Genomic DNA, 15321 nt, shown 5'->3' with positions numbered 1-15321 from the left:
CTGCGAGGGTTGCAAAAAAGAAGCGCGATAACAGTAATAACAACAAGCAAACACAACAGTAGAAGGGAGTGCGCTCCCTGCATAAAGGAGTATGCAATGAAAACCATTAAGAGCAAGCTGGCAGTCGCTTTAATGGCCGCAGGCCTAAGTTTTAGTGCAGCAGCAGCTGATATCAAAGTCGCTTATGACGCCGATCCTGTGTCGCTTGATCCGCATGAGCAGCTTTCCGGTGGTACGCTGCAATTGTCCCACATGGTGTTTGATCCTCTGGTTCGTTATACCCAAGATTTCGATTTTGAGCCGCGTTTGGCTGAAAGTTGGGAGCGTGTTGATGACAACACGTTCCGTTTCACCCTACGTAAAGGGGTGAAATTCCATTCTGGTAATACGCTAACGGCAGATGACGTGGTATGGACATTCAACCGTCTGAAAGACTCCCCTGACTTTAAAGCGATTTTCGAACCATACACTGAATTGAAAAAAGTGGACGACTATACGGTTGAGTTAGTCTCGAAAGGCTCTTACCCGCTAGTGCTACAAACCGCGACCTACATTTTCCCAATGGACAGCAAGTTCTATTCGGGTAAAACCGATGACGGTAAAGATAAAGCTGAGTTAGTGAAGCACGGTAACTCGTTTGCCTCGACACATGTTTCGGGCACGGGGCCTTTCATCGTTACAGCACGTGAGCAAGGCGTGAAAGTGGACTTCGAACGCTTTGATGGCTACTGGGATACCGAATCAAAAGGTAACGTTGATAAGCTCACCTTGGTGCCAATCAAAGAAGATGCGACCCGTGTGGCAGCGCTACTGTCTGGCGGTGTAGACATGATTGCTCCTGTTGCACCGAACGATCACCAACGTGTGAAAAATGCCAAAGGTATCGATCTGGTGACGCTACCGGGTACCCGTATCATCACGTTCCAAATGAACCAAAATAGTAACGAAGCCCTAAAAGACGTGCGTGTGCGCCAAGCGATTGTGCATGCAATCAATAACGAAGGCATCGTGAAGAAAATCATGAAAGGCTTTGCGACAGCGGCAGGTCAGCAAGGGCCGTCAGGCTACTCAGGCTATGACGCTGATCTTGTGCCTCGCTACGATCTGAAAAAAGCTAAAGCGCTGATGAAAGAAGCGGGCTATGAAAAAGGCTTTAAGCTAACCATGATGGCGCCGAATAACCGTTATGTGAACGATGCCAAGGTGGCACAAGCGGCTGCCGCAATGCTATCGAAGATTGGTATTAAGGTAGATCTAAAAACCTTGCCAAAAGCGCAATACTGGCCTGAATTTGATGTGTGTGCAGCAGACATGATGATGATCGGCTGGCACTCAGATACTGAAGATTCAGCGAACTTCTCTGAATTCCTCACCATGACGCGTGATGAGAAAACGGGTAAAGGGCAGTACAACTGTGGCCACTATTCAAATGCAGAAGTTGATAAGTTGGTGAATGAATCAAACGTTGAAACGGATCCTGCGAAACGTGATGCGATTCTGCAAAAAGTAGAAGCGACCTTGTATGAAGATGCTGCGTTCGTGCCATTGCACTGGCAAAACCTAGCATGGGGCGCAAGTGCTAACGTTCACATCAAACCGATCGTGAATGCCATGAACTTCCCTTACTTCGGTGACCTAGTGGTTGATGAAAAATAATGCTTTAGCGCGTGCGTTTAAGGCATGAGTAACAAAGTGTAGTACCAGTGCCGGAGCTACTTGCTTCGGCACTTTTTCAAGGATGAGAGAAGGGGCAGGGAATGTTTACGTTTCTGGTCAAGCGCCTGTTTCAGGCACTGATAGTGATGTTTGTGATCAGTCTGGTGGCATTTGCCATTCAGGATAACCTTGGCGACCCATTGCGCGAGCTGGTGGGGCAGTCTGTATCAGAAGCTGAACGTCAACAATTACGCGACGATCTAGGTCTTAACGACCCATTTGTAACTAAATACAGTCGATTTTTGGCGAATGCCGTTCAAGGCGATTTAGGTACGTCATACTTTTTTAAACGCCCAGCGGCTGAGGTGATCCTCGATAAGCTGGTCGCAACGTTAGAGCTGGTGTTTGGTGCTGCCATGATCATTATCGTGGTGTCGATACCGCTCGGGGTGTATTCCGCGATTCATCCCAATAGTGTATTTACTAAAACCGTTATGGCACTCAGTAGCGTCGGTATCTCTATTCCCGTTTTCCTTACCGCTATCATGCTGATGTATGTGTTCTCGATAGAGTTAGGTTGGCTCCCCTCCTACGGGCGAGGCGAAACCTATAACTTATTAGGTTGGGAGTCTGGCTATTTCACTCTCGATGGCCTCAAGCACTTAGTCTTACCGTGTGTGGCACTTGCCTCGATCATGTTACCGCTTTTCATTCGCTTAGTGCGTTCTGAAATGTTGGAAGCATTGAGCTCTGAATACATTAAATTTGCCAAAGCCAAAGGGCTATCAAGCAATAAAATCTATTACCAGCACGCCTTAAAAAACACCATGCTGCCAGTATTAACTGTCGGTGGGGTGCAAATTGGTACCATGGTTGCGTATACCATTTTGACAGAAACCGTGTTCCAGTGGCCGGGGACAGGGCTACTCTTCCTTGATGCGATTAACCGTGTTGATACCCCGTTGATCACTGCCTATGTCATCTTTGTGGGCCTGATTTTTGTGGTCACCAATACCATAGTCGATCTGCTATATGGCTTGGTGAATCCAACTGTGAACCTGACAGGCAAGGGAGAGTAAATCATGAATACGACAACTGTTGCCGCTCCTAGCCGTTGGGAGCGATTTAAAAACTCCGATATCGTGTACTACTTCTTAAAAGACAAAGTCGCGATGTTTAGCTTTGCATTATTTTTAACTTTCGCGAGTGCTGCCATTCTGGCTCCGTGGATTTCACCAACTGACCCTTATGATCTCTCGACTATCGATATCATGGATTCAGAATTGCCGCCATCGTGGATGGAAGACGGTGATAGCCGTTTCTTATTGGGAACGGATGATCAGGGCCGTGATATCTTTTCGACGATTCTTTATGGTTCGCGTTTATCTCTGACTATTGGCTTGCTTGCGGTCGGTTTGCAACTGATTCTTGGGGTGACGATTGGTTTGAGTGCGGGCTACTTTGGTGGCCGCATTGATAGCTTCTTGATGCGCTTTGCCGATGTCCAACTGTCGTTCTCGACCATGATGGTCGCGATCATTGTTTCTGCGATTTTCCGAACCGTATTAGGCTCTGAACTGTTTAGCCAATATGCGGTGGTGATGCTGGTGGTGATCATCGGTATTGCTGAATGGCCGCAGTATGCACGAACGGTGCGTGCCTCGGTATTAGCAGAGAAGAAGAAAGAATATGTTGAAGCCGCACGCGTAATGGGTTTCCGTTCGCCACGCATCATGTTCCGTCATATTCTACCGAACTGTTTGTCACCGATCTTAGTGATATCAACGGTACAGGTGGCTAATGCTATTATGTCGGAAGCGGCGCTGTCGTTCCTGGGGCTTGGTCTACCGGTTGATCAGCCATCGCTTGGTTCACTGATCAGCATCGGGTTTAACTATATCTTCTCGGGTTCTTGGTGGATCACTGCCTTCCCAGGTTTAGTGCTGGTTACTTTGGTACTGGTGATTAACCTGCTGGGTGATTGGCTACGTGATGTGTTCAATCCGAAGATTTATAAAGGCTAGATATCGAGGTTCTAAGCTTAGCTGTGGCGGCTAGGTGTGAGCTTCAGTTCTCAATGTATAAAAACGGCGACCAAGATGGTCGCCTTTTTTCTTTGTTATCAGTTAACTATGCTGATTATCAATTGCTTGTTAATTATAATGCTGGGTTTTGATTTTAATAACAATAATCCATAAAGGATTGCATATATGTGCGTAGTTCCTTGTATGGTGATAACAGAGAAAACACAGTGAAAAAGTCATTAGCAGCAGTTTTGTGTCTTTCAACGACAGCCGCGTGGGCTGCCGAGCCCGTAACAGCAGCTAAACCTAAGGAGGGGTATTCATACTTCACCCTTGGTTTAGAATCAGTCACCTACCAAGAAAAATTTAGTGACCAAGGTGAGACCTTCCAATCAGATGCCACTGCACTTAGCCCTGTCATTAATACGGGCAGCTTAACGCGCGTCAACGACATGTTTGATTTCTCAATCGATGCTTTGGCAACATTTTCGCCGGGTAGTGTTGATGAAGAGTGGTCAAATAGCCAAGGGATTTATCAGCGTAATAAGTTTGAATATATCAAAGCCTCTACCAATGTACTTATCCACTATAAAGTCACTCCGCAGTGGCGTGTCGTGGCTGGTCCATCGATGACCTACCAAACCTATAAACGCTATCAGAACCAGAGTGAGAACAGCATTTACTATGGTACGTGGGAAGAAAGTTCTACCGATATCTTTTTAGATGCGGGTGTTGCTTACGATAGTGGTTCGTTGCATGCGGATAGCCCATGGCACTCTTATTTCCGTGTGGTGGCTGGTGTACCTATGTGGAGCCAAACGACCAATACTGCGATTGATGGTATGACTTTTAATGACTTTGGTTTCCGTACTTCGATTGATGGTGGTATTAGCTACCGCTTGATGAAAGGGCTACACCTAGGTTGGTTTGTGATGGCGGGCTATGAGAAGCGCTTTGAAGAAGGTCCACACTTCTGGCGCTATGATGATAACGGCAGTAAGCAGATGGCCACCTTGCCAGAGGCAACAACTGTGAGCTTTAGCACTGGCCTGCAAGTACTGTGGAATATGTAACTCATTGTTACTGAGATAGAAAAAAGGCGACCATGCGGTCGCCTTTGTTGTTTTAGCCTAATTAGGCATTATTTAGTTTTGTACCATGTAGCTTTTGCTCATATGCCCAGATTGAACTGACGTTTTCTCTCGGTGTAAAACATTATCGCTTTTAGCGTAGTGCCATTGAACGTGATATTTTTTCTCACTTGGACAACTGTTCCAGTCCGTTGGCATCTCGGTATCACAGAAATCATATTTACTATTTAGTTCCGCAATAGTACAAGTATGATCACCTTCGACTAAGCATGGAAGATCATTAGGGTATTCACTCCAAATGAAAGGCTTACCATCATAGGTTCCACCATCAATGGTGTAGCTCATAGTCTTCTCATGATCGACGTTATCTTCGGTGTAATACTCAGTCCAGCGGGTACCAATAAATGGGACTTCACTAGCCAATGCTTCTTGAACTGCAGTTTGGGCCTCTTCTAATGAAAAGAATGTTGGAGCGACAAAAACCTCCCCTAGCTCTTCAATTACATTCACACCAGCATCCGCGCCTTTAATCTTATCAGCAGAATCACGCCACAGTGTGAACGACTCTTTAGCTCCTTGATATTTAGATGCCACCTGAAGCAATTGTTTTCCGCCTACGCTATAAGCCGTATAAACAGAATCACTTTGCTTAGCATTGCTCCAGCTATTATTGGCTAATGTGTAAATCCATTCTTGCTCTTGAATCTTGCCATCTTTACGGTAGATACGAATGACAGAACCACCATTTCCATTGATCTCTATCGAATAAACCCCTGACTCATCAATAATTAAAGATTCTAGCGGTTCAATAGAGCTGTTACGGTCAACAAAGGTATTGATGATGAACTCTTCGCTCACTGTGTTACCTGTTGGATCTGCCAGAACAACGATTGACTCGCCTGGAGTGAAGTTGTCTGTTTCAGAGTAATCAAAATCAATGCCACAAGCCGCACCTTTATCAGAACCGAAGGCAACGCTACCTTGAGTTTGGTTGGTGAGGCTAAATATGCCATTGGTGAACTTGTCATTCAGCAAGTGGAACTCATAAGCCATATTAGGGCCAAAGCGGTAGCTAGGGTTGTTGTCAGGGTCATAGCCTTCATCAGCGACAAAACCTAAGCTCTCACAGCTGGTTTCGATGAATAGGTCGACATCTAGGTTATCACTTTCATGGCTCTGACCAACAATACTCTTACTATCAGCATCCGTAGTGATTAATGCGCCATTAACCATGACTTCTGCCATAGGCTGTTGCCAGTAAGCGTCAGCACTTGGCTTGCCAATGTAGAAAGTTACAGGCTCATTTTGAGTCGTACTTGCTAGAGTTGTCCCTGTTGCTGTTTTAGCGATGGTTGCTTTTGGTGATGTCGTAGATAGGTGTACACGAGGCATTTCAGCATCGGTAGACACATCTTTATTTAGGCTAAGGGTAACAGGACTGTCACCTTCTAAAGCCAGAACAATGTTCTCACCATCGAGCGTCCAAGTGCCTTGGTTGTTCTGGAAGCTATTTTCAGCAGGACATTGCCCATTCACTGCTTCAGCTAATGATACTTTGTTATCAGAGGTTAAACGGATAGCCCAGCAATCGGGTTTAGCAACATTGGTTTGAGTTGTCCATTCGGCATTAAAGCGGTATAGGTTTTTCTCTACAATGATATCGCTGAGAGGATTGTTGGTTACAGGTTTCTCGGCAATTGACAGCTTAATTGTTGCTTTAGCCTGATTTTTATCATCATCTGTTGCACTGATTGTGATGTCGACATTACCTGAAACCAGTGGTGTACCTGTAATGGTGACGTTTGTGTTCAGAACAGCATATTTCAGCCCTGTCACGTTATCGCTAAATGCATAGGTAAGTGCATCACCATCTTCATCGCTGAAGATATTGCTGATATCTAAGACAATATAGCCAACATTCTGACCTTCTTGCAGTGCAAGCTGAGTGAATTCACTCTGCAGTGCGGCTAGGCGCTTATCATTTACAACAGGTACAGTATTGAAAGTGTGAATTTCAAACTTGAGCAGAGTTGTCACTGTGCCGACTTTGTTACCGTCTTTATCTAGATCAGTAGCTTCAAGCTCTAGGTAATAGGTGCCAGCTGGTGCACCATTCAAAGAGGTGATTTGGATAACGTTGTTTGGTGCGCTTACTTCGGCATGGATACCTTTCGCTTTTAGCTCATCGATACTCTTTTGAGATAGGCTGACATCTGGTGATGTTGCTTGATCTTTATCGACAAACAAACCTGATGCTGATGCTGTCATTGTGTGTTCGAAATTTTGACCTGCCTCGATGTAGAAGCTATCCAGCTCATTGTTTAGATTGTTGTAGATATCCTCATTAACACTTGCTTGATAGTTAATGATTACTGGCTTAGGTTTGATTTCACCATTCTCTTCTACAACAGGAACAACTGGTTTGAAGTCAGGGTCGTTCAGCTCGTCTGTCGTCGCATCATTTACCGCTGTAACCGCTTCAGTAACAACTTGTTCTGCTACTTCATCAAGGTCAATACTGTCATCGGCTTGATGCTGAGTTTCTGTCAGGATCTGAGCTGTTTTGTGCAGTTTGGTTGCTAGTTGTTTCTCTGCGTCAGATGCGGCTGTATCTTCTTTGGTGTTGATGTAGTCAGCATACAAGTCGATCTCTAGGCCTGTATCTTCACCTTTTAGGTCGCTAAGCATTGCCTGCACATTGGCTTCCGCTGTGGCTTGATCTGAGCCACTTTCCATTTCAGCGACAATCAAGTCTGTTAGAGGGGTCGCAATTGCACTGCCCGCTGGAGCACGGAATTCAACGTTTTTGCCCATGGCCTGATATGGCTGATCCATATCGACCGTGTAAATACCAGGTTCAATGGCAAAGCCGTCAGCGCTGTAGTCTTTAAATGGTTCTAATACCTTAACGACGATTGGGGCCTTTTTGATGGCTTCTTCGACACTTTTCTCAACTTCAATATCAAGCTGACCTTTTTCATTGGTCAGTACCAACTTGTTATTAATATCGGTAATAACTTCATCGGCATCACAGCGACCGTTGGCATTTTTATCAGAACAAACAAGTGCATTTTTCAAATAACCATCAATCGTTGTAATGACAACACCGCCAACAACAGGGCCTGTGATTGGTGGCTTACCAGTGTTGCCACCAGGGTTAGATCCTGAGTCGCTATCACCGCCGCCACAGCCAGAAAGAGTCAGTGCCGCCGCCAATGACGCTGCTAACGCAGAGTATTTAAATTGCATGTTTAATCCTTATTAAATGCATAGTTAAACGATATGTAACTTGTAGTTATTGTTGTTGTTATTTATATAACGCGTGCATATACAATAAGGATGAAACTGGGAGCAAGATCTCAAAGTGAAATTCGTGAACTCACTAAGGTTTTATTCGAAAAAAGCCACTGTAATGAGTCTTGTTAATAAGATTAATGCCCTGAAAGGATAGAGGTTTTTTCTTTTACTTATTTGTGAAAGTGAAAATTTATGCCGAAAGGGATGTTGGTTCTTGCGTGATTGAACAAAGAAAAAAGGCCCCTAAATGTTAATAACAAATAGGGATCCAATATTAATACACTATAAATGGCGCTCTATTTTTTCCATTCGTTGTAGAGGTTTTTAGCCATGTCTTCATGCTTAATGAAGAGGTCATATACACCCATGCGGGTCTCAGAATAGTTGTAAACTGCCATCATGTTTTTGTCTTCTAGATACAGAGTAACACTGAAGTCAGAATCACCGTCAGGGAAGTCAATGAAGAGCTTGTCGCCATCCATTTTCCAAGGCAGTTCCATTGCTTCTTGCTGTTTGTCTGCGTAAGGTTCTGTGATTGTCACCTTATCTTTACCAAAGACCATCTTCGCTACCATAGGCTGGGCATCTTTGCTGTTTGATGGGGCATCATCGCTTAGGTAGTACCAGGTTTTACCTTCAAAGTAGCTTGTTGCTAGCGGCTGTGATTGTTGAAAATCACCTTTGGTCCATAGAATGAGATCGGAATCTTCGGTTATGGCCAGAGAGATATTCTCGGCAATATAGGTGAAGGTGTCGCGCTCGGAGTTAGCACCATCGGTTACAACTAGGGTATTGCCGTCAGTGCTATAGCCGATCGTTTTCGTTCCTTCTTTTTTGCTAGTGACTGTCAGTTCGCCTTCACCCGACACTGATACTTTGAAAATACCCTCATCCTGTGCGTAAAACTGATTCATACTGATGAATTGGCTGTCACCGTCTTTCAAATAAGTATCTAACGATTGAATAATTGCCACTGAAGATGCATTGCCTGAATCATCAATTTCAACTGTGATGTTATCAAGGTCTGCGCCAGCATTAACTTGCGCATCAATTTCTTTTTGAATCTTTTCTGTGGTGGCTGTGAGCTCAGCGGCCTGATTGTCTTTAACGCTAGGCGCTAGCTCAGTCGTCACACTACGCGCTAGTAGGTGCGCAGCTTTGGCTTTATCGTCGTTTGCCTTCATTGCAACGTAGTCACCACTTATTACGTCAGCTGGTAGGTTAAGTTCGTTGGCGACTTGATCCAGCGTTTTTTCTTGAACGACGGCAAGGGTGGTAAAAGGAGTGACGACGGTTGATCCTGCCGCAGCAATTAATTCATAGCTGCTGCCAAGTGTACCGAGTTTATCGCTATCGCTTGTTTTACCTGCAACAGCGCGAGCAATAATTGGATAACCGACTTTATCTGAAGGGATCGTGATTTCACCTTTAGCATTGGTTAGTGTTGGTAGTAACTCTCCTGCATCACACACACTGTTTTTATTCTGATCGATACAAACTTCTGCCTGTGACAGGTAACCATCAATCACTTTAATAGTATTGCCTGTCGTGGTGCTATTGTCGCTGTCGCTGCCACAACCTGTCAGGCTAAGAGCTAAAGTGAGAGATGCTGCAACTGCCGTATATTTGAAATGCATTTTGGTTCCTTTAATAAATGCTTAATTTTTATCTATTTATATTTGATATCGATTAATTGGCAATCATATCAACAGCATATATATTAGGAACATTTAATGGAAACAAGATCACGTATTTTATAACGTGATCATGCTAGCAATAAATTACGTCACTTTGACGGCTTGGTTGGAAAAAGAGAATTAAAACAGTAGCTTTGATTAATTGATGTTTAAAATCATTGACTGAAAAGAAAAAAACCAGCATCAATGCTGGCTTTTTTGTTCGGTGCTGATGTGAAACTCGTAACTAGAAAATCATGTGTGCCATCAATGCGATTACTGGTAGCGTCACCAGCGTACGTAGAATGAAGATAACAAACAGCTCCCATGCTTTAACGGGGATCTTACTGCCAATCAGCAGGGCGCCAATTTCAGACATGTAGATCAGCTGAGTAACCGACATCGCCGCAATCACAAAACGGGTTAAGTCGCTCTCAATGCTGGCTGCCAAGATAGAAGGCAGGAACATATCAGCAAAACCGACAACAATGGTTTTCGATGCCGCAGCGGCTTCTGGAATATGTAGCAGCTCCAGTAGCGGAATAAATGGCATACCTAGGTAGTTAAAGATTGGGGTGTTTTCTGCAATCACCAGGGCAACCGTACCAATCGCCATCACCACAGGCAGCACACCAAAGACCATGTCCATGGCATTTTTCAGGCCATCAATCACTACTTTACGTAGGCTAGTCACTTGGCTGGCTTTTCGTAGGCCTTGCTCTAAACCAAAACGGATCGCTGTGCTACCTGCTGGAATAGCTTCATGGTCGATAAGATCGGTAGAACCATCAATGTATTGGTTTCTTTTCCATGAAAGGGGCGGTAAACGCGGCACGATAACAGCGGCGGCAAAACCGGCTAAACATACAGTGAGGTAGAACGGGGCAAACAGGTGCTCAAGGTTGACTTGGGCAATCACAACCAAGCTGAAGGTAATAGAGACAGCGGTGAAGGTGGTTCCGATAACGGCGGCTTCACGCTCGGTGTAAATTTTATCTTCGTATTGCTTGCTGGTCATCAGTACGCCAACACTGCCATCGCCAAGCCATGATGCAATACAGTTAACTGCAGAGCGGCCAGGTAGACCAAAGATAGGGCGCATTACTTTCGCGAATAAAGCACCGAAGAATTCCAGTAGGCCAAAATTAAGCAGTAAAGGTAAGAGTAAGCCTGCAAAGATAAAGACTGAGAACAGTACAGGTAGTAGATCGTGTAAAACTAACCCACCTGTTGCGCCGTCATAAATCATGGCAGGGCCAACTTCAAAGTAAGTCATTAATACAAAAATAGCGCCAAGCTGCTGCACCACAAACCACGCGAATGAAGGATTCAATAAACCACTTAAAAAACTGTTTTCTAAAATAGCGCGTGGTTTAAATGCTTTGGTCGCGATGGTAGCGATAGCCGTTGCTGAGATCGATACCGTCACTAAGGTTGTTAGCATACCTTCAAACAGGGCTTGCACCGACTTAGCCAGCACAGCGATAGGGATGGTGATGCTGTCTTGGTAATTGATTGGGGCCATAAACAAGAAAACCCCTAGTAGAGAGGGGATCAGGAACATCAGCCAGTTGGCTGTGGTGGGGTTCTTTAGATTGATTGTCTGTTCTTGCATACAACATCCGAATTTATTGTTGGTTGGAAAATTTATCTAATCAACTTAACGCATAACCATTCACTGATATATCGTAAATAGTTAGATGAATATTACAGATAATTACGTCTGGATGGAATACTAAATCGGATAATTTGCTTTTTTATGCGCGCTTGTGTCGTTTGTGATGATTTGTGAGCGTAATTATTCAGTTGGATTTTAGTCTAAAAGGAGAAATTAAGAACACGATTGCATTCAGTGTAAATTAATGCTTCCACGCTAGCATATTGATAGACATATATTTACGTCATATTGACCGATATAATCCCCGCGCATTTGTGCTTTCAATGAATAATGATAATTAAATAGGGATTATGAATATTAATCGTAGTGGTATCTCATTAATGGTTGCGGCAGCTTTGCCGTTGGTATCTTTTTCGTCTGCAGCTTACACAGGTATGGATGCGCGTGGCGGAGCTATGGGTGGTACGGGTGTTGCGTCTGCCAGTTATTTAACTGCAGCGTTTTACAACCCAGCGATGGCAACAAATTATAAAAGTAATGATGATTTTGGTATGTTGCTACCAAGCATTAATGTCAGCGCACATGATGCAGATGACATGATGACCAAACTTGATGATTTTCAAGAGTTGAATGATCGTTTGGAGTCTGATGACAGTGTGCGCGGTGAGTGGGAAGATGCATTACGTGCATTGGATGACGGCCAAATCGCCGCTGAAGCGAAAGTGGGCATGGTGGTATCTATTCCAAACCGCTTTGTGAGTGCGAGCCTATTTACGAAAGCAAGTATTGCGGCGTTTGCGACTACCAAGGTGGCTGATAGTGATTTTGAGAAAGACTCTAATCCAAATGACCTAGATTCGATGGCGACAGGCCTAGCGGGTGGTACGGTTGATTTGGGTGTAACACTAGCGAAATCTTTTGAGCTTAGCGCTTACGGTAAGCGTTTCTCTGTGGGTGTATCGCCTAAATTCCAAAAGCTGGTTGCGCTAAACATGATGGAAAGCGTGAGTACCTTTGATTTTGAGATTGATGATCCTGAGCAAAGCTCTGCGTTCAACATGGACTTGGGTGTGGCTTACCAACCAGTAGATAATGTGACCATTGGTTTTTCTGCGATGAACCTTATTTCGCAAGAGCTAGAAACCAATAAGATCATTAGTGATGACGGCGAAAGCTACAGCGCGACCTTTATGGTTGAGCCACAGTACAAACTTGGTGCTGCTTACGCCAATGGCTGGTTCACGGTTGCGGCGGATGTTGATCTAAATAAACAGCAATACTTTAAGCAGTTTGATTACAGCACGCAGTTTGCAAAGCTGGGTGTTGAGTTAGACGCATGGCAGTGGGCGCAGTTACGTGCAGGTTACAGCCACAGCATGACAGATCACGCAGAGAGCTTAATGACGGCAGGTATCGGTTTCACACCGTTTGGCGCATTTGGTTTCGACCTTGCGGGTCAGTTCGGTAAAGACAATAACTACGGCGTGTCTGCCCAGTTAGTGTTTACGCTGTAATAAATAGCGCGTTCATAAATGATAGAGAGGAGGCCTAGGGTCTCCTTTTTTACATCTAAAGATCGAAATATCAATTACATTTTGTTGCCTATTTGTTGGGAGGTGCCTTTTAACAATTAAATATTATCAACACCTTACGTGAAAGCATCCTAATAATAAGCTTCTTGATGTATATAATTTGCCGTTAACGCGATTAACAGAGCATTCTAAGATGGGAAAACCAGCTGCACGCATTTCGGATAATCACTCTTGTCCTAAAACGACCGGCAAAGTGCCTCATGTTGGCGGGCCGATAGTCACTGGTTCCGGTACCATTTTAACTTATAGTAAGCCTGTAAGCCTGTAAGTCGTATGGGTAATAGTCCCCCCTAATAATCAGCAATATATTGCTCAACGAATATTGCCGAGAATAGTTTCTGAGTTATTGATTTTGATGAATATGCAAATGCTCATGAATCACTTTAAATCGAATATCAACCTTGGTCGGGGAAATAACATGTCATATAGAATTTTAGCTTTAATAAAAATATCAATGTTATTTTTATCATTTGGGGTGTTGGCATATGATCCTCTGGTTGAAGAAACACTGCAATCACCACAAATAAAGCATGTTATGGATTTTCTTAAAGAAAACGGCTATCAGTCTAAACCTGAGATATTCATTGAAACGTATAATGCTGAGGTAAACCAGAGGTCCAATTTGAATGAAGTTAACGATTTAAATGAGCTAGGAAGTTCAAGTGTTAGCTATAGTGGAGGAAGGTTTACTTTTTATAATTATCAAAATGAAGATAACTACATCCTTGTAGATCCTGAACTTAATGTGACTCATATGCAGTTATCATTGAATGGAAGTCAAACAGACGAATTATTCTCTGGTTTGCCGAGTCTACGTTACCTTGCTATTGATGCCTCTAATACTGATGGCGAAGTAGTTAATATTAAAAATAATCATAAAATTAAAGAGGTGTTTTTAAAAGATGGGGTTCTAACTGATTTGGTTTTGCCTGAATCTGGTTTGGTTGAAATGATTGGGACTTCATTAGGAAAGTTTGAAAAGATTTCAAATCTTGGTTATCAAAGAAAGCTATTATCACTAAGAATAAATAATGATGTAAATAATTTGAGTGATATCAATGACTCGTCTTCGTTAGAGTTTTTGACTGTGATGTCAAAAGGAAAGCTTAACTTTGAGTTACTATCCTTAAAGAATTTAAAGTATTTAACGCTGTATGGTGACACTAAACGTGACATATCTAATATATCTAAATTATCTAACCTTCGAGGTGTTGTATTAGGAAATGGAATATATGTTGGAGGTGTTAAATTACCAGTATTATTGGAGTGGCTTAGATTTGGCGGAAAGGAGAATGATCAAATGCCGAATTTCTCTAATTCATCAAATTTAAAGAAAATGTTTATTTCTCGAGTGTCATTCGATGAAACAAAAGGGCTTGATGGCTTAAATAACTTGGAAGAACTAACTATTTTAGGTACCCCACTTAAAAAGATTAGTGGCTTAGATAGTCTTACAAAATTAAAAAAACTAAGAATAGAAAGATCAAATATAAAGAAGGTGGAGAATATTTCTCATTTGAGTGCATTGGAGTATTTAGTACTGGTAAGTAATAAAATCAATGCTGTTGGTAAACTTGATGGATTAAATTCAATCAAAGAAATCGAACTTCAACGAAATAACTTAAACTATGTGGATTTATCTAAATTTAATGCTGTTAAGGGATGTAAAGTTTTCCTTGGGTCTAATCCTTTTTTTGACAATAGCGAAGGGGAGATGAGGCGTAAGTTAATAAGTCTTGCCAAATATGGCGCCTAATCGTTGGAAGTAGATTATTAAACAAAGGGTATATGATGGATTTAATAGTTGATCTTTATATGGTTACTTTAAGTACTCGTTCAACGGTTTTGACTGAACGATGGTAACAGTTGTCTAAGATAACAGGGTATATGAGATGTCATATAGAATTTTAGCTTTAATAAAAATATCAATGTTATTTTTATCATTTGGGGTGTTGGCATATGAACCTCTGATTGAAGAAACACTGCAATCACCACAAATAAAGCATGTTATGGATTTTCTTAAAGAAAATGGCTATCAGTCAAAACCTGAAATATTTATTGAAACGTATAATGCAGAATTGGTAGATAGAGAAGGTTTTAATGACATTGATGATAAATTTAAATTTAGTAGTTCAAGTGTAAGGTATAGTGGCGGAGATTTTTGGTTCTATGACTATCAAGAATCTGAAAATTATATTCTTGTAGATTATGAGCTTAATGTAACTCATTTGCAGTTAAGTTTAAAAAATGTTAACACTGAAAGTTTTTTTTCTTTATTACCAAAATTAACATATTTAGCCATAGATGTAGATGATGTGGTTTTAAACTTAAAAAATAATAAAAACCTTAAAGAGTTGTATCTTAAGG

Annotated in this window: 11 protein-coding genes; 8 read left to right on the top strand and 3 right to left on the bottom strand. The window is 42.6% G+C overall.

Annotation, left to right across the window (positions count from 1 at the left end; genetic code table 11):
• Positions 1-96: 96 nt before the first annotated feature.
• The 4 genes from L4C35_RS22190 to L4C35_RS22175 all read left to right on the top strand — a co-directional run bounded on the left by L4C35_RS22190 (position 97) and on the right by L4C35_RS22175 (position 4753).
• Positions 97-1656 (top strand): ABC transporter substrate-binding protein, encoded by a 1560-nt coding sequence (locus L4C35_RS22190; RefSeq protein WP_428464908.1) that lies wholly within the window; start codon positions 97-99, stop codon positions 1654-1656.
• Between the two features lie 101 nt (positions 1657-1757).
• Entirely contained in the window at positions 1758-2735 is a 978-nt protein-coding gene (locus L4C35_RS22185) for an ABC transporter permease (RefSeq protein ID WP_048900505.1), read from the top strand.
• Between the two features lie 3 nt (positions 2736-2738).
• On the top strand, positions 2739-3680 hold the full coding sequence (locus L4C35_RS22180; RefSeq protein ID WP_371702703.1) for an ABC transporter permease: 942 nt from the start codon (positions 2739-2741) through the stop codon (positions 3678-3680).
• A 188-nt stretch (positions 3681-3868) separates the two neighbouring features.
• Positions 3869-4753, top strand: coding sequence for a hypothetical protein (locus L4C35_RS22175; protein ID WP_428464907.1), 885 nt, complete (start codon positions 3869-3871; stop codon positions 4751-4753).
• A 72-nt stretch (positions 4754-4825) separates the two neighbouring features.
• Here L4C35_RS22175 and L4C35_RS22170 read toward each other — a convergent pair whose 3' ends face one another.
• The 3 genes from L4C35_RS22170 to L4C35_RS22160 form a co-directional block, all read right to left on the bottom strand.
• Positions 4826-8020: a hypothetical protein gene (locus tag L4C35_RS22170; RefSeq protein ID WP_428464906.1), complete on the bottom strand. Its 3195-nt coding sequence runs from the start codon at positions 8018-8020 to the stop codon at positions 4826-4828.
• Between the two features lie 344 nt (positions 8021-8364).
• Complete coding sequence (locus L4C35_RS22165; protein ID WP_428464905.1) at positions 8365-9705, bottom strand: hypothetical protein; 1341 nt, start codon at positions 9703-9705, stop codon at positions 8365-8367.
• Between the two features lie 286 nt (positions 9706-9991).
• Complete coding sequence (locus L4C35_RS22160; protein WP_428464904.1) at positions 9992-11359, bottom strand: YjiH family protein; 1368 nt, start codon at positions 11357-11359, stop codon at positions 9992-9994.
• Positions 11360-11712: 353 nt separating this feature from the next.
• Between L4C35_RS22160 and L4C35_RS22155 the strand changes: the two genes are divergently transcribed.
• From L4C35_RS22155 to L4C35_RS22145, 4 genes are all read left to right on the top strand, one after another.
• The gene (locus tag L4C35_RS22155; protein WP_428464903.1) at positions 11713-12876 is read left to right on the top strand and encodes a conjugal transfer protein TraF; all 1164 of its coding nucleotides are present in this window, start codon (positions 11713-11715) and stop codon (positions 12874-12876) included.
• Positions 12877-13087: 211 nt separating this feature from the next.
• Entirely contained in the window at positions 13088-13222 is a 135-nt protein-coding gene (locus L4C35_RS23255) for a PAAR domain-containing protein (RefSeq protein WP_489685853.1), read from the top strand.
• Positions 13223-13372: 150 nt separating this feature from the next.
• A complete protein-coding gene (locus L4C35_RS22150) occupies positions 13373-14710 on the top strand; it encodes a leucine-rich repeat domain-containing protein (RefSeq protein ID WP_428464902.1) in 1338 nt (445 codons plus the stop codon).
• Between the two features lie 136 nt (positions 14711-14846).
• Positions 14847-15321 (top strand): hypothetical protein (locus L4C35_RS22145; protein WP_428464901.1); only part of this gene is annotated, 475 nt, incomplete at its 3' end.

The organism is Photobacterium kagoshimensis, assembly GCF_050337045.1.
In the GTDB taxonomy this organism is placed as follows: Bacteria; Pseudomonadota; Gammaproteobacteria; order Enterobacterales; family Vibrionaceae; genus Photobacterium; species Photobacterium kagoshimensis.
The sequence above is the reverse complement of the archived record's forward strand: the minus strand, read 5'-3'. Positions and strand labels throughout refer to the sequence as shown.

Excerpts from the sequence above, each read along its gene's own strand:
- L4C35_RS22165 (WP_428464905.1), bottom strand. The coding sequence starts at position 9,705 with ATGCATTTCAAATATACGGCAGTTGCAGCATCTCTCACTTTAGCTCTT.
- L4C35_RS22170 (WP_428464906.1), bottom strand. The coding sequence starts at position 8,020 with ATGCAATTTAAATACTCTGCGTTAGCAGCGTCATTGGCGGCGGCACTG.
- L4C35_RS22180 (WP_371702703.1), top strand. The coding sequence starts at position 2,739 with ATGAATACGACAACTGTTGCCGCTCCTAGCCGTTGGGAGCGATTTAAA.
- L4C35_RS23255 (WP_489685853.1), top strand. The coding sequence starts at position 13,088 with ATGGGAAAACCAGCTGCACGCATTTCGGATAATCACTCTTGTCCTAAA.
- L4C35_RS22190 (WP_428464908.1), top strand. The coding sequence starts at position 97 with ATGAAAACCATTAAGAGCAAGCTGGCAGTCGCTTTAATGGCCGCAGGC.
- L4C35_RS22160 (WP_428464904.1), bottom strand. The coding sequence starts at position 11,359 with ATGCAAGAACAGACAATCAATCTAAAGAACCCCACCACAGCCAACTGG.
- L4C35_RS22185 (WP_048900505.1), top strand. The coding sequence starts at position 1,758 with ATGTTTACGTTTCTGGTCAAGCGCCTGTTTCAGGCACTGATAGTGATG.
- L4C35_RS22150 (WP_428464902.1), top strand. The coding sequence starts at position 13,373 with ATGTCATATAGAATTTTAGCTTTAATAAAAATATCAATGTTATTTTTA.
- L4C35_RS22155 (WP_428464903.1), top strand. The coding sequence starts at position 11,713 with ATGAATATTAATCGTAGTGGTATCTCATTAATGGTTGCGGCAGCTTTG.